This window comes from Pseudazoarcus sp. NS20 (assembly GCF_059703745.1).
In genome coordinates, this window is sequence record NZ_BAAKIY010000001.1 from 152,889 (window position 1) to 175,824 (window position 22,936).

21 protein-coding genes, 1 tRNA gene, 1 pseudogene and 1 riboswitch are annotated in these 22,936 nt (G+C 62.5%); of the genes and pseudogenes, 17 read left to right on the forward strand and 6 right to left on the reverse strand.

Annotated elements, in window-relative coordinates:
• Positions 1-86: 86 nt before the first annotated feature.
• On the reverse strand, positions 87-1,733 hold the full coding sequence (locus tag AC6H0W_RS00725; RefSeq protein ID WP_497575190.1) for a methyl-accepting chemotaxis protein: 1,647 nt from the start codon (positions 1,731-1,733) through the stop codon (positions 87-89).
• Positions 1,734-2,466: 733 nt separating this feature from the next.
• Between AC6H0W_RS00725 and AC6H0W_RS00730 the strand changes: the two genes are divergently transcribed.
• From AC6H0W_RS00730 to AC6H0W_RS00745, 4 genes are all read left to right on the forward strand, one after another.
• Positions 2,467-4,020 carry an Nramp family divalent metal transporter gene (locus tag AC6H0W_RS00730; protein ID WP_497575191.1) on the forward strand — a complete coding sequence of 518 codons (1,554 nt, stop codon included), beginning with the start codon at positions 2,467-2,469 and terminating at the stop codon, positions 4,018-4,020.
• 155 nt (positions 4,021-4,175) lie between these two features.
• Positions 4,176-4,805: a DUF502 domain-containing protein gene (locus tag AC6H0W_RS00735; protein ID WP_497575192.1), complete on the forward strand. Its 630-nt coding sequence runs from the start codon at positions 4,176-4,178 to the stop codon at positions 4,803-4,805.
• A complete protein-coding gene (locus tag AC6H0W_RS00740) occupies positions 4,802-5,320 on the forward strand; it encodes a thioesterase family protein (protein WP_497575193.1) in 519 nt (172 codons plus the stop codon). The genes AC6H0W_RS00735 and AC6H0W_RS00740 overlap by 4 nt, the downstream gene beginning before the upstream one ends.
• Before the next feature lie 71 nt (positions 5,321-5,391).
• Positions 5,392-7,020, forward strand: a complete 1,629-nt coding sequence (locus AC6H0W_RS00745) for a methyl-accepting chemotaxis protein (RefSeq protein ID WP_497575194.1) — start codon at positions 5,392-5,394, stop codon at positions 7,018-7,020.
• Here AC6H0W_RS00745 and AC6H0W_RS00750 read toward each other — a convergent pair whose 3' ends face one another.
• Positions 7,021-9,684: a chemotaxis protein CheW gene (locus AC6H0W_RS00750; RefSeq protein ID WP_497575195.1), complete on the reverse strand. Its 2,664-nt coding sequence runs from the start codon at positions 9,682-9,684 to the stop codon at positions 7,021-7,023.
• Positions 9,685-9,957: 273 nt separating this feature from the next.
• On the opposite strand from AC6H0W_RS00750, the gene AC6H0W_RS00755 reads away from it, so the two are divergent.
• The 3 genes from AC6H0W_RS00755 to AC6H0W_RS00765 are packed head-to-tail and all read left to right on the forward strand — an operon-like array spanning position 9,958 to position 12,775.
• Entirely contained in the window at positions 9,958-10,746 is a 789-nt protein-coding gene (locus AC6H0W_RS00755; RefSeq protein ID WP_497575196.1) for a (Fe-S)-binding protein, read from the forward strand.
• On the forward strand, positions 10,746-12,152 hold the full coding sequence (locus AC6H0W_RS00760; RefSeq protein WP_497575197.1) for a LutB/LldF family L-lactate oxidation iron-sulfur protein: 1,407 nt from the start codon (positions 10,746-10,748) through the stop codon (positions 12,150-12,152). Before AC6H0W_RS00755 ends, AC6H0W_RS00760 begins: the two co-directional genes overlap by 1 nt.
• Positions 12,149-12,775: a LutC/YkgG family protein gene (locus tag AC6H0W_RS00765; protein ID WP_497575198.1), complete on the forward strand. Its 627-nt coding sequence runs from the start codon at positions 12,149-12,151 to the stop codon at positions 12,773-12,775. Before AC6H0W_RS00760 ends, AC6H0W_RS00765 begins: the two co-directional genes overlap by 4 nt.
• A gap of 115 nt (positions 12,776-12,890) precedes the next feature.
• Here the strand turns inward: AC6H0W_RS00765 and AC6H0W_RS00770 are convergent, their stop codons facing one another.
• Complete coding sequence (locus AC6H0W_RS00770; RefSeq protein WP_497575199.1) at positions 12,891-13,049, reverse strand: DUF3309 family protein; 159 nt, start codon at positions 13,047-13,049, stop codon at positions 12,891-12,893.
• 476 nt (positions 13,050-13,525) lie between these two features.
• Positions 13,526-13,731, forward strand: a riboswitch (cobalamin riboswitch).
• A gap of 97 nt (positions 13,732-13,828) precedes the next feature.
• Here AC6H0W_RS00770 and AC6H0W_RS00775 point away from each other — a divergent pair.
• The 4 genes from AC6H0W_RS00775 (at position 13,829) to AC6H0W_RS00790 (ending at position 16,054) form a co-directional block, all read left to right on the forward strand.
• Positions 13,829-14,584, forward strand: a complete 756-nt coding sequence (locus tag AC6H0W_RS00775) for an acyl-CoA thioesterase (protein ID WP_497575200.1) — start codon at positions 13,829-13,831, stop codon at positions 14,582-14,584.
• Positions 14,585-14,877: 293 nt separating this feature from the next.
• On the forward strand, positions 14,878-15,015 hold the full coding sequence (locus AC6H0W_RS00780; protein ID WP_497575201.1) for an entericidin A/B family lipoprotein: 138 nt from the start codon (positions 14,878-14,880) through the stop codon (positions 15,013-15,015).
• 196 nt (positions 15,016-15,211) lie between these two features.
• Positions 15,212-15,526, forward strand: coding sequence for a hypothetical protein (locus AC6H0W_RS00785; RefSeq protein ID WP_497575202.1), 315 nt, complete (start codon positions 15,212-15,214; stop codon positions 15,524-15,526).
• Positions 15,527-15,724: 198 nt separating this feature from the next.
• A complete protein-coding gene (locus AC6H0W_RS00790; RefSeq protein ID WP_497575203.1) occupies positions 15,725-16,054 on the forward strand; it encodes a hypothetical protein in 330 nt (109 codons plus the stop codon).
• Here AC6H0W_RS00790 and AC6H0W_RS00795 read toward each other — a convergent pair.
• A complete protein-coding gene (locus tag AC6H0W_RS00795) occupies positions 16,041-16,640 on the reverse strand; it encodes an acyl carrier protein phosphodiesterase (protein ID WP_497575204.1) in 600 nt (199 codons plus the stop codon). The genes AC6H0W_RS00790 and AC6H0W_RS00795 overlap by 14 nt on opposite strands.
• A 14-nt stretch (positions 16,641-16,654) precedes the next feature.
• On the reverse strand, positions 16,655-17,245 hold the full coding sequence (locus tag AC6H0W_RS00800) for a DNA-3-methyladenine glycosylase I (RefSeq protein ID WP_497575205.1): 591 nt from the start codon (positions 17,243-17,245) through the stop codon (positions 16,655-16,657).
• A 137-nt stretch (positions 17,246-17,382) separates the two neighbouring features.
• On the opposite strand from AC6H0W_RS00800, the gene AC6H0W_RS00805 reads away from it, so the two are divergent.
• The 3 genes from AC6H0W_RS00805 to opgC all read left to right on the forward strand — a co-directional run bounded on the left by AC6H0W_RS00805 (position 17,383) and on the right by opgC (position 20,111).
• Positions 17,383-18,492 carry a YeeE/YedE family protein gene (locus tag AC6H0W_RS00805; protein ID WP_497575206.1) on the forward strand — a complete coding sequence of 370 codons (1,110 nt, stop codon included), beginning with the start codon at positions 17,383-17,385 and terminating at the stop codon, positions 18,490-18,492.
• An 89-nt stretch (positions 18,493-18,581) separates the two neighbouring features.
• Positions 18,582-18,657, forward strand: a tRNA-Lys gene (locus AC6H0W_RS00810).
• 338 nt (positions 18,658-18,995) lie between these two features.
• A complete protein-coding gene (gene opgC, locus AC6H0W_RS00815) occupies positions 18,996-20,111 on the forward strand; it encodes an OpgC domain-containing protein (RefSeq protein ID WP_497575207.1) in 1,116 nt (371 codons plus the stop codon).
• A 36-nt stretch (positions 20,112-20,147) separates the two neighbouring features.
• On the opposite strand, the pseudogene AC6H0W_RS00820 reads toward opgC, so the two are convergent.
• Positions 20,148-20,828 (reverse strand): annotated as a pseudogene (locus tag AC6H0W_RS00820) (GDSL-type esterase/lipase family protein); the annotation flags it as partial.
• A 151-nt stretch (positions 20,829-20,979) separates the two neighbouring features.
• Between AC6H0W_RS00820 and thiL the strand changes: the two are divergent.
• The 3 genes from thiL to pncC are packed head-to-tail and all read left to right on the forward strand — an operon-like array spanning position 20,980 to position 22,918.
• The gene (gene thiL, locus AC6H0W_RS00825; RefSeq protein ID WP_497575208.1) at positions 20,980-21,930 is read left to right on the forward strand and encodes a thiamine-phosphate kinase; all 951 of its coding nucleotides are present in this window, start codon (positions 20,980-20,982) and stop codon (positions 21,928-21,930) included.
• Positions 21,931-21,932: 2 nt separating this feature from the next.
• Positions 21,933-22,412, forward strand: a complete 480-nt coding sequence (locus AC6H0W_RS00830) for a phosphatidylglycerophosphatase A family protein (RefSeq protein ID WP_497575209.1) — start codon at positions 21,933-21,935, stop codon at positions 22,410-22,412.
• On the forward strand, positions 22,409-22,918 hold the full coding sequence (gene pncC, locus AC6H0W_RS00835) for a nicotinamide-nucleotide amidase (protein ID WP_497575210.1): 510 nt from the start codon (positions 22,409-22,411) through the stop codon (positions 22,916-22,918). Before AC6H0W_RS00830 ends, pncC begins: the two co-directional genes overlap by 4 nt.
• Positions 22,919-22,936: the final 18 nt, after the last annotated feature.

Consider the following 22,936-nt stretch of genomic DNA (forward strand, 5'->3'; position numbering starts at 1 on the left):
CTCATCTGCGCGGCGGAATCGCGCTCAAGCGCGCCATGCTATCAGAGCCGGGCCGGGCTCGACGCAGCAAAGGAGACCCGCCCGGATCACACGCGGAAGCGCCCCACCAGCGTGCGCAACGTCGCCGCGAGGTTCTCGAGGTGATGCGCCGCATCCGAAGTCTCGCGCACCGCTTCGCTGTTGTGCTCAGCCATTTGCGCAATGCTCTCGACGTTACGCGCGATATCGTTGCTCGCGGCCGTCTGCTCTTTCACCGATGAGGTGATTTCACCCACGCCCTCCGATGCCCGCTCGACCGCGTGCGTGGCTTCGGCCAGCAACGAAACCACTTTTCCGACGCGCTCCTGACTGGATGCCAACGACTTCAGGCCTTGATCAATGCTTCTCTCGACGCCTTCCGACTGCTCGCCGAGCGTGCGCGTCACCACATCGATCTCGTTGGCCGCTGCGCCCGATTTCTCCGCCAGCTTGCGCACTTCGTCGGCCACCACGGCGAAGCCGCGGCCATGCTCGCCGGCCCGCGCGGCCTCGATGGCGGCGTTCAGCGCCAGCAGGTTGGTTTGGTCGGCCATGTCCTTGACCTGCTTGGTCATGTTGGTGATGGCCTGGCTGCTGCGCACGAATTCATCCACCGAACTGGCGATGTCCTTCACCGCGTTCTCGACCCGTGCCACTTCATTCAACAACTCGTTAAGGCTCTGGTTGCTGTTCGAGGTGAGCTGCATGCTCTCGCGCGACAGCTTGAGCACTTCTTCCGCGCCTTGCGCCACCGACGAAATCGACACCGTGATCTGCTCGACCGCAGCGGCAGTTGAGGAAGCCGCCTCGCTTTGCGCCTGCGAGCCCGTGGCCACGCCCGAAGCCGTCGCCGACAACTGCGTCGAAGCGGAAGAAACCTGGTCAGAGCACTCCGACACTTGCCGAATCAGCTTCTGCAGGTTGTCCATGAAATTGTTGAAGTGGCGAGCCAGCTCGCCGATTTCATCACTGCGCCCATTGGGCAGGCGCTTGGTGAGGTCGCCATTGCCGCTGGCCAGCTCCGCCAGCGTGCGGCTGACTTCGCGCAGCGGCGTTGCGATGGTACCCGGCAGGAAAGCGCCGAAAACGATACACAAGGCAATGCCTGCGAGCGACACGCCGATCAGCGTCATGCGTGCGCTTGCATACGCCTGATCGGCGTCAACCCGGTATTCACTCAGGCGCGCCTCAAGGCGCCCCTGCTCACCGTCGAGCACACTGCGCATGGCATTGAACTCGGGCTCACCTTTGTAAACAGACATCGCCATTGCCGCCAGGGCATCGGACTGGGTGCCGTTGCGCATGGTTTCGATGACATTGAGAGACGTCTCTTCCCACACTTTCGCCAGCTTCAGAAACTCGGCATGTGCGGCTCGTGCCTGATCATCGTCCATCAACTGGACATACGCCTTCACACCGTCGTATGTCTGATCAAGGTTGAGGCGGTGATCGCTTTCGAAGGTGTTGAAGAAATCCGAGCCGCCCTCGACCGACAGCACGCTGCGCTCCGCCACGAGCGCCTGCTGCAAATCGCGGTCGGCATTGAGCAGATTGCCCTGCGCCTGGATGTAGCGTTGAGAAAGATCATCCACCTGGTCGCTCAACATGGCCAGGCGCGTAACACCAATGATGCTGATCGCGATCAGCATCACCGTGATCAAGCCGAGTGGCACCAATAACTTGACGCGCACCGGCGCGTTATTGACGACGTTCATGTGTGTCTCCCCTGCATTTTTATGGATTACCTACTGCCAAACAGCAGGCCGGAGCATCGGGACTGCTCGGATACCTGCGTTACGACAAAACGGCGTTGAACTTAAACCAAAAAGGCCGTGAATCGCGGGTAAAGCGTCGCCTTCGTGAAGGAATGCCATTAGCTCAGAATATAAACTAGATTTATCTACTCATAATCTGTCCTTTTAAAACAAGGACTTTCATGCACACAGAAGGAACTTTTATGGTTCAATGCGACCCATTGGCTGAATCACGTCGCCAAAACCAGAGCCCGACTCGGGTGCCGTCTTCGCCGTAAATCTGCACGGCCCAGGCCCGCCACGAGTTCAAAACGATTGTTGGTTCGCACCACCCACCCGGTGGGGGTGAACCTTCTGCAGCCGGGGCAATGTGACACCTCCTCCGGGTTTCACAGGCTGCAGTAGAAGCGGGTGGCAACACCACCTGCGCATCGCCGGGAGGCGACAGCGCACCGGGTCTCCCGGAGCAACTACTGTCCTCGACCGCTGAAACGCTTCATACCCGCCTTCGAGCGGGTTGTCGGGTTTCAAGGGTCAGAGTCCAGGGTTACTGAAAAAACATAAAAATGATTTCCCGTGTCACGTCACGCGGGAAGCACGCGGAAGAACTTAATCAACGGCGCACCCTCAGGGACGCCAGATTCTGTGCCCGGCCGGGCGACCGGTCAGGCATTGACGCAAGGAGAGTCATCCAATGTCATCCAACAATCATACCGGCGCGATCGACGCCGGCGCCCAAGGCGGCAGCGCCGCTTCGGGCAACGTCGGCGGCAAGATCGTCAACATCCCGGAAATCGAGAAAATCGAACTGCCGGACATGGCCCCGCTGAGCATGTTCAAGCACTTCGGCCCCGGCATGCTGCTGATGATGACCGGTATCGGTACCAGTCACCTCGTCACGGCTCCGGTTGCCGGCGCCACCTTCAGCTATGCGCTGATGTGGTCCGTTCTGCTGGCCTTCGTCATCAAGTATTACGGCTTCCAGATGTCGTTCCGCTTCACGAACGCCACCGGCAAGTCGGTGATGGACGCCATGTGCACCACCAAGGGCAAATGGGCCATCTGGTACGTGCTGGTGATCACCATTGCGCAGTGCGCAATCGGCCAGGCTTCGCGCGTCGTCGCGGCTGCGGCGGTGATGTACTTCCTGTTCACCGAGCATCTCGGCTGGGGCTTCGCCCTGTGGCAATACGGCATCTTCGTCGGCATCACGAGCTGCGCTCTGGTGCTGTCTGGCCAGTACAAGGCTTTGGAAGGCGCGACCAAGATCCTCGTGATTGCACTCGTGGCCACCACGCTCATCGTGTTCTTCTGGAACCCGCCGAGCATTGACGTGTACAAGTTCTTCGTCGCACCGCATCCGGAATTCGGCTACATGCCGCCGGGCTCGCTGCTGTTCCTCGCCGCATTCCTCGGCCTGCTGCCGACCGGCATGGACGTGGCACTGCAGTCGTCCGAGTGGGGCAAGGCCAAGAAAGCCGGCATGCCGCTGCTGCGCAAGACGCTGGAAGCCAATGGCGTTGCAGGCAAGTTCGACTCCTTCAACCCGCGCAAAGAAGACCTGACGGTTCACATGGACCGTCTGAGCCCGCACGTGCAGGAATACTGCCGCCGCTGGTTCAAGATCGGCAACATCGACTTCGCACTGGGTCACTGGGTGTCGTTCGGTATCGCCTCCATCTTCATGATGCTGGCCGCCATGTACCTGTACCCGACCGAAGTCAAGGGCGCCGCCGTCATGGGCACCCTGGCACGCATGTTCACCGAGTCTGTCGGCCCCGGCATGATGTACGTGTTCATCATCGGTGCGTTCGCTGCGTGCTACTCGACCGCCATCAACTACTTCGATGGCTGGCCGCGTGTCGTCGGTGCTTGCTGCCGCAACCTGTTCCAGAAGACTGCCAACCTTTCCGGCATTGAAGATCCGAGCCCGGAGGCCAAGAAGTCGATGGCCTCGGAGTACAACATCTGGCGCCTGACCATGATGTACTCGCTGATCGGCTCTTCGGTCATCATCTACGGCTTCGAGCGCCCGGTCATGCTGGTGCTGATCGCTTCGGCCATGACCTTGCTGTTCTCGCCGGTGATCTTCTACTACGTCTACAAGTTCTGCCTGGACGTCATTCAGAAGACCGACAAGGTGTACTACCCGAGCAGCCTGGTCCGCGCTGCCACCGTGATCACGCTGGTTCTGTTCACGCTGGCTACCGGCCTGGCGCTGTACTCGCAGCTCGCAAAGTTCCTCTGATGTACCGCTAACCGTCTGGCGGGCTTGGCCCCGCCACGGACTCAGCCCCGGAGCAGTGCTCCGGGGCTTTTTTTTGCATCTCCGGTGCGGCCAAAGTCCTGAATGTGTTAAACAATCAGCGTTCGAACAGCTGCTCACCCACGACAAGGACAGCCATGGGCGTCATCACCCGCAACATCCTGACCGGCTTGATCACCCTCCTGCCGATCACGCTGACGATCTACGTGCTCTACTGGCTGGGCAGCTCAGCCGAGCATCTGCTGGGCGCCCAGCTCATGCAGTTGCTGCCGGAAGGTATCTACCGCCCTGGCTTGGGCGTGATCATCGGGCTGGCGCTGTGCTTCGTCGTCGGCATGCTGATGCAGACCTATGTAGTGCGGCGGCTCTTCGAATACAGCGAGTCATTGGTACTCAAACTGCCGGTGATCCGCAGTGTGTATCCGACCATTCGCGACTTTTTCGAGTACTTCTCGCCGATGCGCAAGAAGGATTTCAGTCAGGTGGTGGCCGTGCGCTTGCCCGAGAATGGTCTGGAAGTGATCGGGCTGGTGACCCAAGCCGATCATGACCGCCTGCCGCAAGGTTTCGGCTACGGCGAGGACGAGCGAGTGCTGGTTTACTTGCCGATGAGCTACATGATCGGTGGCTACACCGCACTGGTACCGCGTGGCAACGTGCGCGAACTGGACATCCCGATGGACGAGGCCATGCGCTTCATTCTGACGGCCGGTGTTACCGGCGTGACCCACAATCGCAAAGCAGATTCATTGCAGGATCACCCGTGACGCACGCGGCAAGCCCAACCGAACCACTCGACCACTTTCCGGCCGAACCCCTGCTGACCGCCGACGGCGAAGTGCTGGACGAGTGGCTGGACCACAACGGCCACATGAACGTGGCCTACTACCTGCTGATCTTCGATCGCGCGACCGACTGCTTCCACGCGTTGCTCGGCAAGAACGCGGAGTACATCCGCCGTACGCAATGCTCCACCTTCGCACTCGAAATGCATCTCACCTATCAGCGTGAGTTGCTGCCGCGCGCACCCTATCTGGTACGCACCCGGCTCATAGACGCCGACCACAAGCGTCTCCACATGCTGCATCGCATGTATCACGCGACTGAAGGCTGGCTGGCGGCCACCAACGAATCGATCAGCATGCACATCGACATGCAGGCGCGCCGATCAACGCCTTTTCCCGACGACATCCTCACCCGCGTGGAAAGGCTGCGCACCGCGCAATCCGCCCTTCCGCCGGACGAACATGCCGGGCGACGCGTAGGCATCCGCAGAAAATAACCCTAAAGCCAGCGGTCTGCCCGCCGTTAAATCACAAACGGCAGACTCGCCGCATCAATGAGAGCAGGACCATGAATACTTTCGACAATCTCGGCATGCGTGCCAAGCTGTTCCTATTTGCGAGCCTGACCAGTGGCGTTTTGCTGCTCGCCATCGTCTTCACGCTGTTCGAGGTGCGGCAGATCGGCTTCGAAACTCGAGCCATTGCCGACGAGGCCCTGCCGGGCGTCGAGGCTGCCGCAGGCCTGAGCCAATTGCGTCTGCGCTATCGTGTGCGTAGCCTCGAATTCCTCTTGCCCGATGACGCTGCCGCCGCAACCCGCATCGAGAATGATCTCGACAATCTGTACGGCACCCTCAACCAGGCCTTCAGCAACTACCGCGCCTTAGCCAATTCGCCCGAGGAGCAGAGCATGCTTGAGGTCGCGGTGGCCGCCGCAGAGCGGTACCACCAGGCCGTCGGCCAAGCTCGGCAACTGGTACGCACTGGCGACATGGAAGGCGCCCAGCAACTGCGCCGCACGGTTTGGGTGCAGGAAGCCAACGCCGTGCGCGACGCCATCGACGCCCTCGTCAAGCAGAACAAGGATGAAGCAGAGGCCGCAGCCTTGAGGGCCGAAGAGGAAGTCGCCCTTGCCTTCAACTGGGGCATCACCGCCACCGTGGTTGCCATTTTGCTGACCATCGTGCTCACGCTGCTCATCGCTGCACGAATTGGCGGCCGGCTGCGCGACACGGTCTTGGCGGTTGAGCAGATTGCCAACGGGAACCTGCAAGCACCGCTGCCGAGCAGCAGCCGCGACGAGATCGGCGCGCTGATCCATGCAGTCGGCACCATGCAGAAATCGCTGCGCCAGACCATCTCGCTGACACGCGACAGCGCACATCAGGTCGCCACATCGGCCAAGGAACTCAAACGCAGCGCCTCCGAAGTACAGGCCAGCACCGCCGCACAAAGCAGCGCTGCGGCCGCCATCGCTGCCAACGTCGAAGAGCTCACGGTATCCATTTCGCACGTGGCCGAACGCACCGGCGACGCCAGCGGCCTCGCCACCGACTCGGACCGTCAGGCACGCAACGGTCGTGAAACCATGGGGCGTCTGGTCGACAACATGAAGCAGGTCGATAGCGTCGTCGGACAGGCGGCCCATCAGATCGCCAGCCTCGAAGCGCAATCCGAGAAGATTTCCCGTATCGTTGCGGTGATTCGTGAAATCGCCGAGCAGACCAACCTGCTCGCCTTGAATGCGGCCATCGAAGCCGCTCGCGCCGGCGAAGCAGGCCGTGGCTTCGCCGTGGTGGCAGACGAGGTGCGCAAGCTTTCCGAGCGCACGGCTCAGTCGACGCAGGAAATCGCCAGCATGGTGGAAGAGGTACAAGGCTCGACGCGCGAAGCGGTGGCAGGTATCGAACGTGGCGTCAGTGCGGTGCAGGCCAGCAGCGAAGAGGCTGGGCGTGCCAGCGACATCATCGGCAAGCTGCAAGGCATCGCACAGGAAGTTGCAGTCATCGTGTCGGAGCTGGATTCCGCCTTGCGTGAGCAATCAATGGCGTCGGCCGAAGTGGCTCGCCGCATCGAGGAGATTGCCCAGCAAGCTGAAGAAACCAACAGCACCATGGAGCAATCGGCCGAGAGCGCGGACGCGCTGGATGCCACCGCCGACCGCATGACCGGCGTGGTCCAGCGCTTCCAGGTCTGATCAGGCCACGGCTCTGGGCAAGGGCGGCAGAATGGCGACTTCGCCGCTGCCGCCCTGATCCTCCCGCTGGTTGGCAGCGGCGGCGGCCAAACGGCGCATGATCGCCTCCAGTGACAGCACTACCAGAATATCCGTGCCCGGATTCGCAGGGTCGGGCCGCACCAGACTCTCCGTCAACGACGTGCCTGACTGCCCCAGCAGCGGCGGCACCGGGTCGATCCGACCCACCGGAATTTCCGGGATATCTCCCAGTTCATCCACCAGGATTGCAAAGCGCACATCCTGATCAGGCATGCCGAGCACCACGAGCTGCCCGTTGCCCTTCAGCCCTGCTTTGCCCGGCAACAGGGGCGTGAGATCGAACACGCTGATGGGCTGCCCCTGATACATGGTGCAGCCACGCACCCACGGCGGCATGCCTGGCACCGGCGTGATGGTGCAGCGGTCAGCCGCTTCCACCACATGCGTGGCCTTCACCCCGTACCAGCTGCCGCCGATGTAGAAGGTGGCAATCTCCAGCGCGTCTTCCGCCCCCGCCGGCCGGGTCATGTACTGACCCGAGGCATTGCGCTGGTCATCGCGGCTGCCCGCCTGAGCCAGGCTGTCGGACAAGGGCACCAACACCAAGGCCACCACCTCGTTACGGTAGGCGTCGTTGGCACTCTTGTATTCGCGGTAACCCGACGACATGCGCGAACCCACTGCGTAGTAGCGCCCGTTGTACTCCACGACGTTCGCGCAGGATTCCCCCGCCGGCAGGTCGAAGAAGGCGCGGCCGATGTTCAACCGCGAGCCGATCGGCAGCGTCTCATCCGTGGTGGCCACGATGCGACCGTCACGCTCTGCGAACACGGCAATCGCACCATCCACGATGCGCCCCTCTTCGGTACGCGGCAGCGCATCACGCAGCATGGCCTCGAACTGCGGAGTCGAGTCGAAGACGATCGCAATACCACCGACCGGCTCGGCCGCAGCATCCGGCGCGCGGATCGCAGAGGTGTACACGTAGGTGGACTGGCCTGCATACAGCGGCGACGGTGCAAAGTCCGACACGCAGTAGCTCTGAGTGTCGGGCAGCGACAGCGTCTCGCGCACCCAGTCCGCGTGCAGCGTTTCGCCGATCATGTCGGCATAGGCCGGGTTCGACACCGCAACGATGCGCGCCTTGGCATCGAACACCAGCAGGTTCGAGTACACGGTGTACAAGCCATTGATGGTGCGCAGGATGCCGGTGAGCTTCTCACGCTCGGCCGGCTCGTGCGCCCGCCCTTCTGCCAGCGACTCACGGAAGGCACTGGTCAGCGCCCACCAACGGCAATCGTTGGCGCGCTCGTAGAGGTTGCGGTCCATGATGTCCATCGCCAGCGCAGCCTGTGCCGAGCAGTCGTACAGTACCGACGACACCACCGTGTCGTACAGGTTGGTGGTCGATTCGCTGAAGACATTGCGCGTTCGCACGCCGGTGCTGCCGATTTCCCACAGCAACACCTTGGCAAACGAGCCATTCAAGGCGTGCGCATCGCGCGTCAGCCATAGCGTGCCGTTCCACACTGCACGGTTGAGTTCATGTTGAATGCTGGTGGCTCGCAGCGGAATGTCCCGCAAGGCTTGCGAGAACAGCGTGGTGGTCTCGAGCACGCCCTGACGCAGGTGCTCGGGCACCGCCTCGAGTTCGTGTGCCACCGCCATCTCGAAAGCGTGATTGAGCGGCGCCAACGCGTGCCCCACCCAGCCCGGCCCTTCGTAGCCTTGGTAACCCTGCGAAGCACGCGTCGTCGCAAGATACTCGCGCCCGGCAAAGCGCACGATGCTGGCTTCGTCGCTTTCGCAACGCTCAAGCCTGGCACCGATCGGAAACTGGTACGGGTCGCTGCTGGAGATCACGCGATCGTCGTCGTCCAGCAGGGTGACGACGGTCCAGTCGTCTTCGGCCAGCAAACCCTCGAAGATGCGCTCGCACTCGTCGTGGAAGCGGAAGCACAGGCACAACACCCCGACCGGATGCGAGCCATCCGCCGACATGACCCGGTAGGCATAGATCAGCGGCGAGGCCTCACCCGGCACCAGGTCGGACTTGCGGAAGACCTCGACATACGCCTCGGAGGTTGTCAGCGCCTGCTTGATCAGGGCGTCCGACGACTCCGTGACGGCGTTGCCGCGATCGAGTTGCGCCAGTACCTTGCCATCGGTGCCGAGCAGGATGATGTTGTGATACACCGAGTACTTCTTGACGTATTCGTCGAAGCGCTCGACCAGCGCTGCGATGCGCGCGCGGTCGCGGGCCACGTGGGCATCCCGCTCGACATCTTCGGCAAACGCGCACACGTCTTCGTCGGTGGCCAGAAAGCCGATGTCGGCAGTGCGTTCGAACAGATTGCGCACCAGAATATCGATGGCCACGCGCGCGTCCGAGCCCAGACTGCGCACCGCCTTCTTGCGCAATTCACGCGCGAGTTGATCGAGCAATTCTGCCGCCAGATCGTTGAAATCCGAGCGCATGCCAGTGATATCGGTGCCCGCGCAGAGCAGTTGCCCGAGCAGCGTGAGGTTGTCGTACACCGATTGGATTTCGCGCAATTTGCGCTGATCTTCATGCAGACCACTCATGAAGCGGGTGAGGTAGGCCAGATCGGCCGCTGAACGTTCCGTTTGACGTTTTTTCATGGTCTTTCTCCCTGCGGACGCCGTTGTCCGCCTTCGCCGGGGCAACCCTGCCTGCGGCCTTCAACCTGGGTTCAGCAAGGTGCATGCCTACGCGCATGGCCCCGGAACCTGCACCCCACGCCGATTGCCGTCCCGATTAAGTGCATCCCCCTATTCTCGAGCACCATTTCGGTGCATCCATGCGGGCGTTGCGGTGCGGAAAATCACGGATTCGCCGAGCACCCGGCCTTGCTACACTGACCGCCAACGCAACCGCCTTCCCGGAGACCCTTCATGTCCGCCACCCCTGCCCCGCGTCCGCGCGTCGGGCTGTTTGCTACCTGTCTGATGAATGTCTTCCGCCCCAACGTCGGCTTTGCCTCGGTAAAGCTGCTCGAAGAGGCTGGCTGCGTCGTCGACGTGCCTGAGGCCCAGACCTGTTGCGGCCAACCCGGCTACAACAGCGGTGATTTCGATGCCGCCCGCGCTCTGGCAAAGCAGGTCATCACCACCTTCGAAGGCTTCGATTACGTGGTCGGCCCGTCCGGTTCGTGCATGGCCACCATCCGCCACGACTACCCTGCTCTGTTCGCCGAAGACGCCGAGTGGAAACCGCGCGCCGAAGCGCTGGCTGCGAAGAGTTTTGAACTGATGTCCTTCCTGCATGACGTGCTCGGCGCCACGCTGCCCGAAGGCGTGCGCTTTGCGCACAGCGCCACGTATCACGACTCCTGTTCGGGCCTGCGCAGTCTGGGCGTCAAAGGCCAGCCACGCGCCTTGCTCGCCAAGATCGAAGGCCTCGCGCTGCGCGAGATGGCCGACACCGAGGTGTGCTGTGGCTTCGGCGGCACGTTTTGCGTCAAATACCCCGAGATCTCGACCAAGATGGTCGACGACAAGATCCGCAACGCGCTCGACACCGGCGCCGAGGTGCTGCTTGGCGGCGACCTCGGCTGCCTGATGAACATCGCCGGCCGCCTGCGCCGCATCAACGCTCCGATGCGCGTCTTCCACACCGCCGAGGTGCTGGCCGGCATGGCCAGCGGCCGCGGCATCGCAGGTGACGGCAAGGAGATCGACTGATGGAAATCCGCTCCCGCGAATTCCCCAAGCGCGCCGTCTTTGCCATTCACGACGCCAACCTGCAGCAGGCTCTGAACCGTGCGCGTGATGGCTTCATCGGCACCCGTGCGGCACGCGCGGCTGAACTGCCCGAGTTCGAGCAGTTGCGTGAAGAGGCCAAGAACCTCAAGAACCACATTCTCGAAAACCTCGACCATTACCTGGAGAAATACGAGGCAGCGGTCACCGCTGCAGGCGGCCATGTGCACTGGGCACGTGACGCCGCCGAGGCACGACGCATCATCCTCGACATCTGCAAGCGCCGTGAAGCCAAGACGGTGTGCAAGGGCAAGTCGATGGTGTCGGAAGAGATCGGCCTCAACGAGGCGCTGATCGACAACGGCATGGAGGTGGTCGAAACCGATCTGGGCGAATACATCATCCAGCTCGCCGGCGAGCCACCCTCGCACATCATTGCTCCGGCCGTGCACAAGACCAAGAAGCAGATCACCGAGCTCTTCGCGGCCTCGCACAACCTGCCGCCCAAGGACACCGTGCCCGACCTCGTCAACGAGGCGCGCGACATCCTGCGCAGCAAGTTCTTCCAGGCCGACATCGGCATCACCGGCGGCAACTTCATCATTGCCGAAACGGGCTCGTCGCTGATCGTTACCAACGAAGGCAACGGCGACCTCACGCAAACGCTCGGCAAGGTGCACATCGTCACCACCGGCATCGAGAAGGTCGTGCCCACGCTCGACGACGCGACGCTGCTGCTGCGCCTGCTGGCGCGCAGCGCCACCGGCCAGGAGACCGAGAGCTACACCACGCTGTCTACCGGCCCGCGCCGCCCGGAAGACATCGACGGCCCCGAGGAATACCACGTGGTGCTGGTCGACAACGGTCGCTCCAAGATGCTGGCCGGCAAGTTCCGCGAGATGCTGCGCTGCATCCGCTGCGGCGCGTGCATGAACCACTGCCCGGTGTATGGCTCGGTCGGTGGTCATGCCTACGGCTGGGTGTATCCCGGCCCGATGGGCTCGGTGCTCACCCCGCTCATCAAGGGCCTCGACAATTCCTACGACCTGCCCAACGCCTGCACCCTCAACGGTCGCTGCGGCTCGGTGTGCCCGGTCAAGATCCCGCTACCCGACCTGTTGCGCGAGCTGCGCCACCAGCAACATCAGCGCCAGATTTCGCCGCCAATGCAGCGCAACGCGCTGAAGCTGTGGCGCTTTGCCGCAACGCGCCCCAAGCTTTATCACTTCGGCGAACGCATCGCAGCGCGTCTGCTGGCCCTCACCGGCAAGCACGACCGCATCCAGAGCCTGCCCATGGCCGGCGGCTGGACGGATTCACGCGATCTGCCTGCACCGCCGGGCAAGACCTTCATTGATCAATGGAAAGCCCGCAGGGGGCAAAAATGACCGCTCGTGAAGCCATCCTGGGCTCGATCCACAGTGCACTCGGCCGGGGCCCGCTGGACGCCATGCAGCGCGCCACGCTCGACGCTCGCGTCCCGACCCACACCCGCCCCGCGCAAGACGAAGACCCCGTCGAGCGCTTCGTACGAAAGTTCGAAAGCCGTGCCGGCACCGTGGTGCGCGTCGCCGGCCGCAACGACGTAACGGCAGCCGTCGAGGCCTACCGAGCGGAGCACGAGCTGGGCAAAAAAGCCGCTGTCGGTGGCGCCTTGCGCGACCTCCGATGGCCAGCTGACTGGCAGGTCCATCACGGCGCCGCCGGCATCGAAGAAGCCCTCTCGGTGACCACCTGCTTCAGCGCCGTCGCCGAAACGGGCAGCCTGATCTTCGCTTCCGGACCGGACAACCCGATCACTCACAACTTCGTGCCAGACGACCACATCGTGGTGCTGGAACGAAGTCAGATCGTGGATTACTTCGAAGACACCTGGACGCTGCTGCGCCAGCGCGGTATGCCGCGTGCCACCAACATCGTCTCCGGGCCTTCACGCACGGCCGACGTCGAGCAGACCATTCAGCTCGGTGCGCACGGACCGCGGCGGGTGCACGTCATTCTGCTTGGCTAGAAGCGGCGGTCTCTTCCGCCATGAACGACAAAGGGCGCAGCGTTTTCCGCTGCGCCCTTTGTGCTTCCGGGCTGCATGCCGATGAATTCGGCATGCAGCCCGCTCAAAGCATCGCTTATATCTTCCCGAGCAACAGCAGGATCAGGATGACCACCACGACCAAGCCGAGGCCACCACTCGGGCCATAGCCCCAACCACGGCTATGCGGCCATGCCGGCAGGGCGCCGAGCAGCATGAGGATGAGGATGATCAGAAGAAGAGTGCCTATGGACATTTTGGGTCTCCAGAGTGAATTTCTTGGCGGCATCCGAGCCGCGGAATTTTCCGAGAGACATGGATAGCGACTCCGTGGGTGCAGGCGTTATCGATGGCAATCGGCACTGACTTGCTACGGATTCACGATGACACAAGGACGCTATTACATGTGCAAGTCGACTCGCCGGACGGGTATGCAAATGTGTCTTCGCCCGAACTTCGGCTGACACGTAAAACGCCCCTGATGCGCTCCGCAGCAGCAGGCGTACCCGCAACGCAGACTTCGCCGAAAGCCCAATAATTCCGGGCTTTTCCTCGTCCACACGACCCCACCTGCATGCCAAATGCCGCCACGCCACGCGTCGCTCCTTTTCCCTCCACGACCGAGGGCCTTGTCACCAACGCAGACAAAGTTAGGAACTTCCGGCTGCAACATCGCGCTGGAATACCCTCCAGCGACAAGCATCGGGCAAGCACTCGCGCGGCAGGACCGGATATCATTCACTCATTCCGAGGTTGCCCGCCGCTCACGCCGGGCATGAAAAGGGAATCCGGGAACAGGCCAGGCGCCTGCAAGCCGGAACTGCCCCCGCAACTGTATTCGGCGAATCGTGCGCCACGCAGCCACTGGTGTATTCCGGGAAGGCGGCGGACGATCAAGACCCGAGAGTCAGGAGACCTGCCCGGAACACTCTTCAATAACGTTCGGGCGGGGTGCCCCTGGCGAGAAGGCTGCGTTGTCACGTTTACGGGCGACGCGCGTTCCGTTTACGACTCCGCTTTTAACCGGAGCCGTTCATGCCTTCTCCTTTGACCCTGTCGCTGACCGATCTCGTGCTGCCGGACCAGTGCAATCATCACGGCACGCTGTTTGGCGGTGCGGCCCTGTCGATGCTCGACAAGTTCGCCTTCATCCTGGGCAGCAAGGCTTTGCGCGGCCCCTTGGTGACGGCATCGCTGCGGGAGTTGCAATTTCACGCTCCGGTGCCAGCAGGCAGTCTGACGGAATGCGTCGGGCACGTTACACGCGTCGGCGAGCGTTCGGTGACGGTGGATGCCCAGCTATTCGCTGAAGATCTGTTGAGCGGGGGACGCGTTTTGTGCCTGTCAGGCCAAGCCGTGATGGTCAGCAAAATCGCCCCGAACCCCGCGCCACCGGTGAAGCCGCAGCAAGACGGCTGCGTGCGCGTTGCCGAGGTGGTCTTTCCAGGCCACACCACGCATCGCGGCATCCTCCACGGCGGCCCGGCGATGGATTGGCTGGCGAAAGCCGGCTTTGCTGCGGCAACACGGCATGCACGTTGCGGTATCGTCATGGCCGCCAGCGAACGACTTGATTTTCTCGCCCCAGCCCACGCAGGCGAAGTCGTGGAGGTCGATGCGCGCGTCGTCAAAACCGGCCGCAGTTCCCTCACTGTCGAGGCACAAATGCATGCGGAAAAACCGGAAACCGGGGAACGACGTCACTGCACCTCTGCCAGCCTCGTTTTCGTTGCGATTGACGAGCAAGGCCGTTCAGTGCCGCTTCAGAACCAGTCCGCTGCTGCGCAGTGAAACGCCAGCGGATTGCGCACGCCGGGCTAGCGCGCCATCGGCCGCGAACTTACAACCTCGAACATTTTGACGACCTTCCAGAACCTCGTATCAGTCGCAGGTTTACTGGCCGCCACCGTGTCGCGGGTGCGACAGGGGTCTAGCGTGGCAACGCGCCACTCACTATAGTCAAACCATCCGACACAGCTGGGGAAAGTGCTTGTCGGCGGTGGCTACCGGTTGTCTCGGGTGGCCGCGTATTCTTCCCCAGGCATTCCAATCGATCGGGCTGCATAGCCCCAAAAGGAGAGATCATGAAGAACAAAACCTGGAAGCTCGTGCTGGCCATGCTGGCTGCTGCATTCGTTGTCGGTGGCTGCAACACCATCGAGGGGGCCGGCAAGGATCTCGAACGCGGCGGTGAAAAGATCCAGAAAGAAGCTCGCAAGTAACCAGGTCAGGCGCGGCACGCAATCTTCCTGCACATAACTCGCCGCACACCCTGCATTCAGGCCCGTGACTCTTCAACGAGCACGGGCCTGAAACATTAAGCAATCAGGCTTTACAGCGCGGACACTTTGCCGAGCCTACTCTTGCCGTCGTCGCCGCACGGCATTGGGCCATGCGCTTCGTATAGGAGGCTTTCGAATGGCCTTTCAACTAAGCACCCTGATTGCCCCGCTCCTGCTGGGCGGAACGCTGATTGCCACGTCTTTGCCCGCACTGGCAGATCACGACCATCGCCGCTACGGCTCACCCAAAGTGGAATACCACTATCACGACCACCGCGGCGGCAAGCACCACTACAACCGCGGCAAGCCCAAACATGTGAAGAAGCACCACAAGCATCACAAATCCGTGCGCGTGGTCGAACATCACCATTATCACTCTCCGCCGCGAGCGCGTTACTACGAACCGGGCGTGGTGGTGACCGTACCGCCGATCATCTTCAAGCTGAATTGATCGGGCCTCGCACCGCGTAAAACCAATAAAATTCACGCGGGAAATGAAAGTGACCCGGCCTTCTCAGGCCGGGTCACTTTCATTTCAACGACGAAACATTCCGTAGCGAGCTCTTACAGCCACGAAACGTGGGCTCCCCTACTGTTCACGACTGGGCAGGCGGCATTCGGCTGCTTTGGCCCGCCAAGGGAGGCTCTCATGAAAGCGATCGATTTTCGCCAAATGTTCGTGCCGCTTTTGCTCGGTGGTTCGCTGCTCGTTGCGTCGTTGCCGGTCATGGCCGAGCGCGGGCAAGGGCATGATGCGCCGCACCGCGACACGCAGCATTACGACCAACGCAAGAACAGTCACCATTACCATCGCAGCACGCCGTACTCGGGCAAGCACGATCATCAGCTGTCATACGGCGTCGTGCACCGGTATTACTTCCCGCCTGCTCCGATGTATGCCCCCCCGCCACGGATCGTGCATTACTACGAACCCGCGGTAGTGGTTCAATCGATGCAGAGCCCGCTCAGCCCTCGCTGAGCGCCCGATTGCGTTGGTGCTCTTCCGCAAAGCGGCGAGCGGCCGGCATGAAGTCGGCAAAGTCCGCTTCGAACCCATCGTATTCTTGAAACAGCACTGATCCGGCCCCGGCGAGCAGCCCGGGCCGGCTTAGCCGTTGCGACATCCGATCAAGCGCGTAGGCGATTGAGTCGGGTTCGCGATACGACGCCAGCCAGTCATCGGCAGTCATCCACGGCAGTATTCTCAGCAGGCGGGGCGGCAGTATCGCTCGGTGCTCCCCCAACAGCCGGTAGGCCTGCGCCGTGAATTCCTCCAGCACGATCTCTTCGAACTGCGGCCAGCGAAGGGCCAGAAAATGATCGAAAACCATATCGACGATGATGCCTGCGGCGCGCCTGCGCTCGGCTGGCACACGCTCGCAGGCGCGCCGAAACGCCGGATGCGTGTCGGCGAATGAGTCGATCGCCCGGTGCAGACGCACGCCTTCAGCGACAGGCTGAGGCAAGCCCGCCGGAAGCGGCCCTTTGACGAAATCGCCAATCAGGCCACCGAGACGGTCTGCCGTTGAATCACCCGCAAGCCATGCATGCGCCAGAAAGTTCACCGAGCGTCTCCCCCTTAATTAGCCTGACGCGCCAGCTTCGCCACTTCGGCGTGACGGAAGCAGCTCACCATGTGGTCGTTCACCATGCCCGTAGCCTGCATGTGGGCGTAACAGATCGTCGAGCCTACAAACTTGAAACCGCGCGCCTTGAGTGCTTTCGACATGGCATCGGACTCCGCGGTCATGGCGGGCACCTGCGACGAGACTTCCCATTGGTTCTGCCGCGGCTCGCCACCGACGAAGCTCCATAACAACTCGACCGGGTCCTCCCCGGCATCGCGTATCGCCAGCCAGCTTCGGGCATTCAGGATGGCCGCATCAACCTTGGCGCGGTTGCGGATGATGCCCGCATCGGAAAGCAGAGCAGCCTTCTTGGCGTCGTCGTAGCGTGCGATGCGCTCGGGGTCGAAGTTGTCGAAAACCTTGCGGTAATGCTCACGCTTGCGCAGCACCGTGATCCACGAAAGCCCTGCCTGCATTCCTTCGAGCAGCAAGAATTCGAACATCGTTCGCTCGTCGCGTACGGGCGCCCCCCACTCTGTATCGTGGTAAGCCAAGTACAGCGGATCGCTTCCAGGCCAACTGCAACGGACGATCTCGGGCATCGGGCGTACTCCATGAGGGACGGACGAAGCTCATTATCCGCCCGCACACACGGCAACGCGAAGCCCGCGCGTCCGGCACAGGTGCAAGCGAATGCACTAGAATTGCCCCCTTCGCTTTGCCATTCGGCGCCTTCATCATGCTCGACGAACCCATCGTTGCCGCCTCCACCATTGCATGGCTGGCCTTCGCCCTCGGGGTGATCTTCGGATACGCCGGCAACCGCTCGAATTTCTGCACCATGGGGGCGGTGTCCGATGTCGTGAACATGGGTGACTGGACACGCATGCGCATGTGGGCGCTGGCCGTCGGCGTGGCCATTCTGGGCACTAGCGCGCTGCAGCTTGGCGGGCTGTTCAATACCGACGATTCGATCTACACCGGCGGCCAGGTGATCTGGTTCTCCAACATTCTCGGCGGCGCACTGTTCGGCATCGGCATGACGCTCGCCTCCGGCTGCGGCTCCAAGACGCTGATCCGGATTGGCGGGGGCAACCTCAAATCGCTTGTCGTTTTCGTGTTTCTGGGCATTTCGGCATACATGACCATGCGCGGCCTGTTCGGTGTCTGGCGCACGCAGTACCTCGACACGGTCTCGTTCGAATTGACCACCATGCAGGATCTGCCTTCGATCCTGGCCGGCACGGGGATCGCGCGCGAGACGGCATTGCTGGCTCTGACCGCCCTGCTTGGCGGCGGTCTGCTGGTGTTTGCATTGATCAGCCGCGAATCCCGACAGATCGACATGCTGCTTGGCGCAGCCGTGATCGGGGCCGTGTGCGTGGCTGGGTGGTACTTGACGGCACACATCGGCTACGTCGATGAACACCCGCGCACCCTTGAGCGGGCCTTCATCGGCACCAACAGCGGCAGCGCCGAATCCTTCACCTTCGTCGCACCGATCGCCTACACGCTTGAGCTGTTCATGCTGTGGAGCGACACCAGCCGCATCTTCACCTTCGGCATCGCCGGCGTGCTGGGAGTGATCGCCGGCTCTACTCTGTATGCGGTCACGTCGGGCAGCTTCCGGCTTGAGTCCTTTCAGCAAACGGGCGATCTCGTGCGCCACATCGTCGGAGCCATCCTGATGGGCTTCGGCGGCGTCACAGCCTATGGTTGCACCATCGGCCAAGGCATCACGGGCTTTTCAACACTGGCCTTAGGCTCGATTCTGACCACTGCAGCCATCATAGCCGGGGCAGCAGTCACCATGAAGGTGCAGTACTGGCTGATGATGCGCGAAGCCTGAAGATCGTCCACATGCATATCGGGTTATTTCACGCAGGTGCTTGACGCCCCTGCGGGGCTTTGGAATAATCGCGGTCTTTCAGCAGTACCGGGTTGTTAGCTCAGTTGGTAGAGCAGCGGACTTTTAATCCGTAGGTCGCAGGTTCGAATCCTGCACAACCCACCAAGATTCATGCAAAACGCCAGCCCTTCCGGGCTGGCGTTTTGCATTCTTGGAAACAATATTTGCAGGAACGGAAGAAAACCCGGGCCGATCCATTTGCACAAGACACGACCGCTTCCCAGCGACTGGGGCGCCCTTGGCGCAAAAATGCTCCAAGAATACCGAAAAGCCCTTAAACCGTTCGTTACACCCCAAGGCGCACCCCACCGGGACGAACGACGAAAATAAGGTATCAAGGCGGTGCGCACATCTTTGCATTGGTTGCGCCTCACCTGACAAGGCTGCACTTGATGCAAACAAGCCTTCCAAGGCTGAGCACTGCTGCTTTCCGGAATCAAAAAATGACAAGACTTGCCGGACTCGACGCACTACGCGGGCTGATGCTCGTACTAATGACCGTCTCGCACATTCCGACTTCCATCGGAAGCGCGTTGGGTCAGCCTTTCGGCTACGTCTCGGCAGCCGAGGGCTTCGTTCTGCTGTCCGGCTTCTTCGCGGGGATGGTGTTTTCGCGCAAGCTCGAACGCCACGGCGCTCCCGCCATGCGCACCGCACTGCAACGTCGCGCGGGGCAAATTTACCTGTGCCACATCGGCCTGCTGATGTTCCTGTTCACGATCATTGCCGCGATGGGGCTGCTGCTCGACCAGCCCGCCATCACCAACCTGCTCGGCTACTACTTCGATCAGCCCGCGCATGCCATGGCAGGCGGCCTGCTTCTGGTGCATCGCCCCCCGCTGCTCGACATCCTTCCGATGTATACGGTGTTTCTGATCATCACGCCGCTGCTGCTCACCTACGGCGCACGGGGTGGCTGGCCAGCCATTCTCACGCTGAGCGGCGCGCTTTGGCTCGGCGCCCAGTTCGGACTGGGCGGGTTGGTGTATGAAGGCCTGAGCACGCTGCTCAACATCCCGGTCCCGCTCAATGCCACCGGCGCGTTTGCCTTGCCGGCGTGGCAACTGCTGTGGGTGGGCGGCCTGTGGCTGGGCGCACGCCACATGGACGAAGACAGCCCGCTGAAACGCGTTCCCACCGGCGTGCTGACGGCCGCCGTGCTGTTCGTGGTGGTGACCTTCGCGTGGCGCCACCTCGTGGGCCAGACTCCCCTGCCCGACTGGCCTGCAGCCAACCATCTGTTCGACAAATGGCAGCTTGGCCCACTGCGCATGCTGAACGTGATTGCCATGGCCATCGTGCTGGCGCATTACGGCTCTGCGCTCATGCGGACATTGCCCTCGATGCGCCATCTCGAAACGCTGGGGTCGGCGTCGCTGCAGGTTTTCTGTGCACACCTGGTGCTCACCTTCCTTGCTCTGGCGCTACTGGGCGACGGTGGGCAGCCCCTGTGGCTTGAGCTCATCGTGCTGGGCGGCTCGCTGCTGGTGCTCTATCGCATCGCCCTCGCCAACGTCTCCCGCCGACCGGCCCCCGCCACCAGAGGGCAACTGGCGTAAGCGCTCTTCGATCACCTCCTCCCAAAGAGCGTAGCCCTCGGCACCGAGATGCAGCTCATCTTCGGCATAGAGCTCTCGGCGCGGCATGCCGTCGGCGCCCAACATCGCATCGTGCAATTCGATGTACTCCACGTCCTGACGGGTGGCGATCCATGATGACACCGCCGTGTTGGCCTGACGGAACTTGTCTTCCAGCGTCCACCGGCTTGGACTCGGCTTGATGGACACCCAGGCGATCGACACGCCAGGCAAGGCAGTGCTCACCCGATCAACGAACAGCCGAAAGGCTTCGAGGATGTTAGCCGCGGGAATGCCCGCTGCGACGTCATTCTCGCCGGCATACACGACAATGCGTCCGGGCTGATAGCGCACGGCCAGCCGGTCTGCGTACAAGGCCAGATCCGCCATGCGCGAGCCGGCGATGCCACGCTGGATGATGACCGGATATTCGCTGAACTCGCCGCGCAAATCCGGCCAGAAGGCGATTGACGAACTCCCCACGAAAAGCACGCCGCCGGGCGGCGGCATCGCTCTGCTGTCGGCCGCGTCGAAGGCCGCAAAGGCGCGCTGCATGTATGTCGCCATGGCAGGCAGCACCTGGTTTGGCGGAGTGATCGGCCCGATAAGCGCAGGCGAACCCTGCGCCAAGCCGGCGGGGATGCCCGCGCCGAGCATCAACAGCACCACCACCCCACGAAGCACAAACACCCTGACCATGAACACCTCTCTCACCGCAGGAAACCGTGCTGCGAACACACTGACATGGCTTGGTGCGCCGGGCAAGGCGCCGCAGCCCGTTTGCTATACTCGGTCGCTGCCCACAGGCAACCATACCCTCCCCTCGAAACCTCCGCCCGCCCTGCTCACCGTGCCCTCAGAATTCGACCTGATCCGCCAGTATTTCACTCGCCCCGGCCGCCATACCGACCTCGGCGTGGGGGACGACGCGGCGTTGTTTGCTCCCGCGCCGGGCATGCAACTGGCGGTCTCGACCGACATGCTGGTATCGGGCACGCATTTTCTGGCCGATACCAACCCGGAAGACCTCGGCTGGAAAACCCTCGCGGTGAACGTTTCCGACATCGCGGCGATGGGCGGTCAACCTCGCTGGGCCTTGCTTTCGCTCGCGCTGCCTGGCGCCGACGAGACCTGGATCGCCGCCTTCGCTCGCGGACTGTTCGACTGCGCAGACACCTTCGGAGTCGATCTAATCGGGGGCGACACCACCCGCGGCCCACTCAACCTTAGCGTCACGATTTTTGGCGAAGTTCCCTCGGGACAGGCTGTGACGCGTAGCCGCGCGCAAGCGGGTGACGATATATGGGTCAGCGGGCAACCCGGTCGCGCCTCACTCGGCCTCGCACACCTGCAAGAGCACATCACGCTGCCTCCCGCCTCCGCCGCCGAATGCATCGCTGCCTTGCAGCGGCCGCAGCCGCGCGTGGCGGCAGGCCTTGCGCTGCGCGGCATGGCAAGCGCCATGCTGGATGTTTCCGACGGCCTTGCGGGCGACTTGAAGCACATCCTGGAGCAATCCGGCCTGGGGGCGGACATCGCGGCAGCGCTCTTGCCAGTCGCCGCGCTTGAGGCACTCGGTGCCGATGCAGCATCCGCCCGCGCAAGCTGCCTTTCGGGCGGCGACGACTATGAGCTTTTATTTACGGCGCCGGCGCAGCGCCGCGACGACATCCAGCGCATCTCGGCCGAACTCGGGCTGCAGATGCATCGCATCGGCCACACCACCCCCACCCTCGGCCTGCGCATCGTCGAAGCAGACGGTCGCATCGGCAGCGCGGGCGGCTACGACCACTTCGCCTGATCATGCGACCTGACCTGCGCTTTCTGCTCGCCCACCCCTCTCATTTCATCGCGCTCGGCTTCGGCTCGGGGCTCGCCCCGAAAGCCCCAGGCACCTTCGGGACGCTACTCGGCTGGCTGCTCTTCCCGGCGTTGTCGTGGAGCATGTCCGACGGCGTGTTGCTCGGAATGCTGGTAGTGCTTTTCATCGGCGGCGTGCTGGCGGCGGACCGCGCCGGCCGCGCGCTGGGCGTACCCGACCACGGCTCCATCGTCTGGGACGAAATGGTCGCCATCTGGCTGGTGCTGGTGTTCACACCCGACACTTTCTTGTGGCAGGCCGTGGCGGTTGCGCTGTTCCGCTTCTTCGACATCGTCAAGCCGCCACCCGTGCGCAACGTGGAAGCGGCCTTCAAGGGCGGCTTCGGCGTGATGATCGACGACATCGTGGCCGCTGCCTACGCGCTGCTGGTTCTGGCCGTGCTGGTAAGGTTGTTCGGATGAGCGAACACGACACCACCCTGGAGGCACTTGCGCGCTCAACGGGCACCTGGCTGAGCAAGCGGGGCTGGATGCTGAGCACCGCCGAATCGTGCACCGGCGGCTGGATCTCCACCGTCGTCACCGACATCGCCGGCAGCTCTGCCTGGTTCGAGCGCGGCTTCGTGACCTATTCGAACGACGCCAAGCACGACATGCTGGGCGTGCAGGCAGCCACGCTTGCCCGTCACGGCGCGGTCAGCGAAGCCACCGTGCGCGAAATGGCGGCAGGCGCCTTGAAGGCCAGCCGCGCTCAGGTTGCGCTGGCGGTCTCCGGCGTGGCGGGCCCCGGAGGCGGCAGCGCCGACAAACCTGTGGGCACCGTTTGTTTCGCCTGGGCCACCGCGAACGGCGTCGTCAGCGAGACACTTCACCTCAATGGCGACCGCCACGCCGTGCGCCTACAGACGGTGCGGCATGCGCTGAGCCAGCTCCCCGACCGTGCAGAGGGGCTCATCCGTAACGGCTGAACCCGCGCACATGCAATC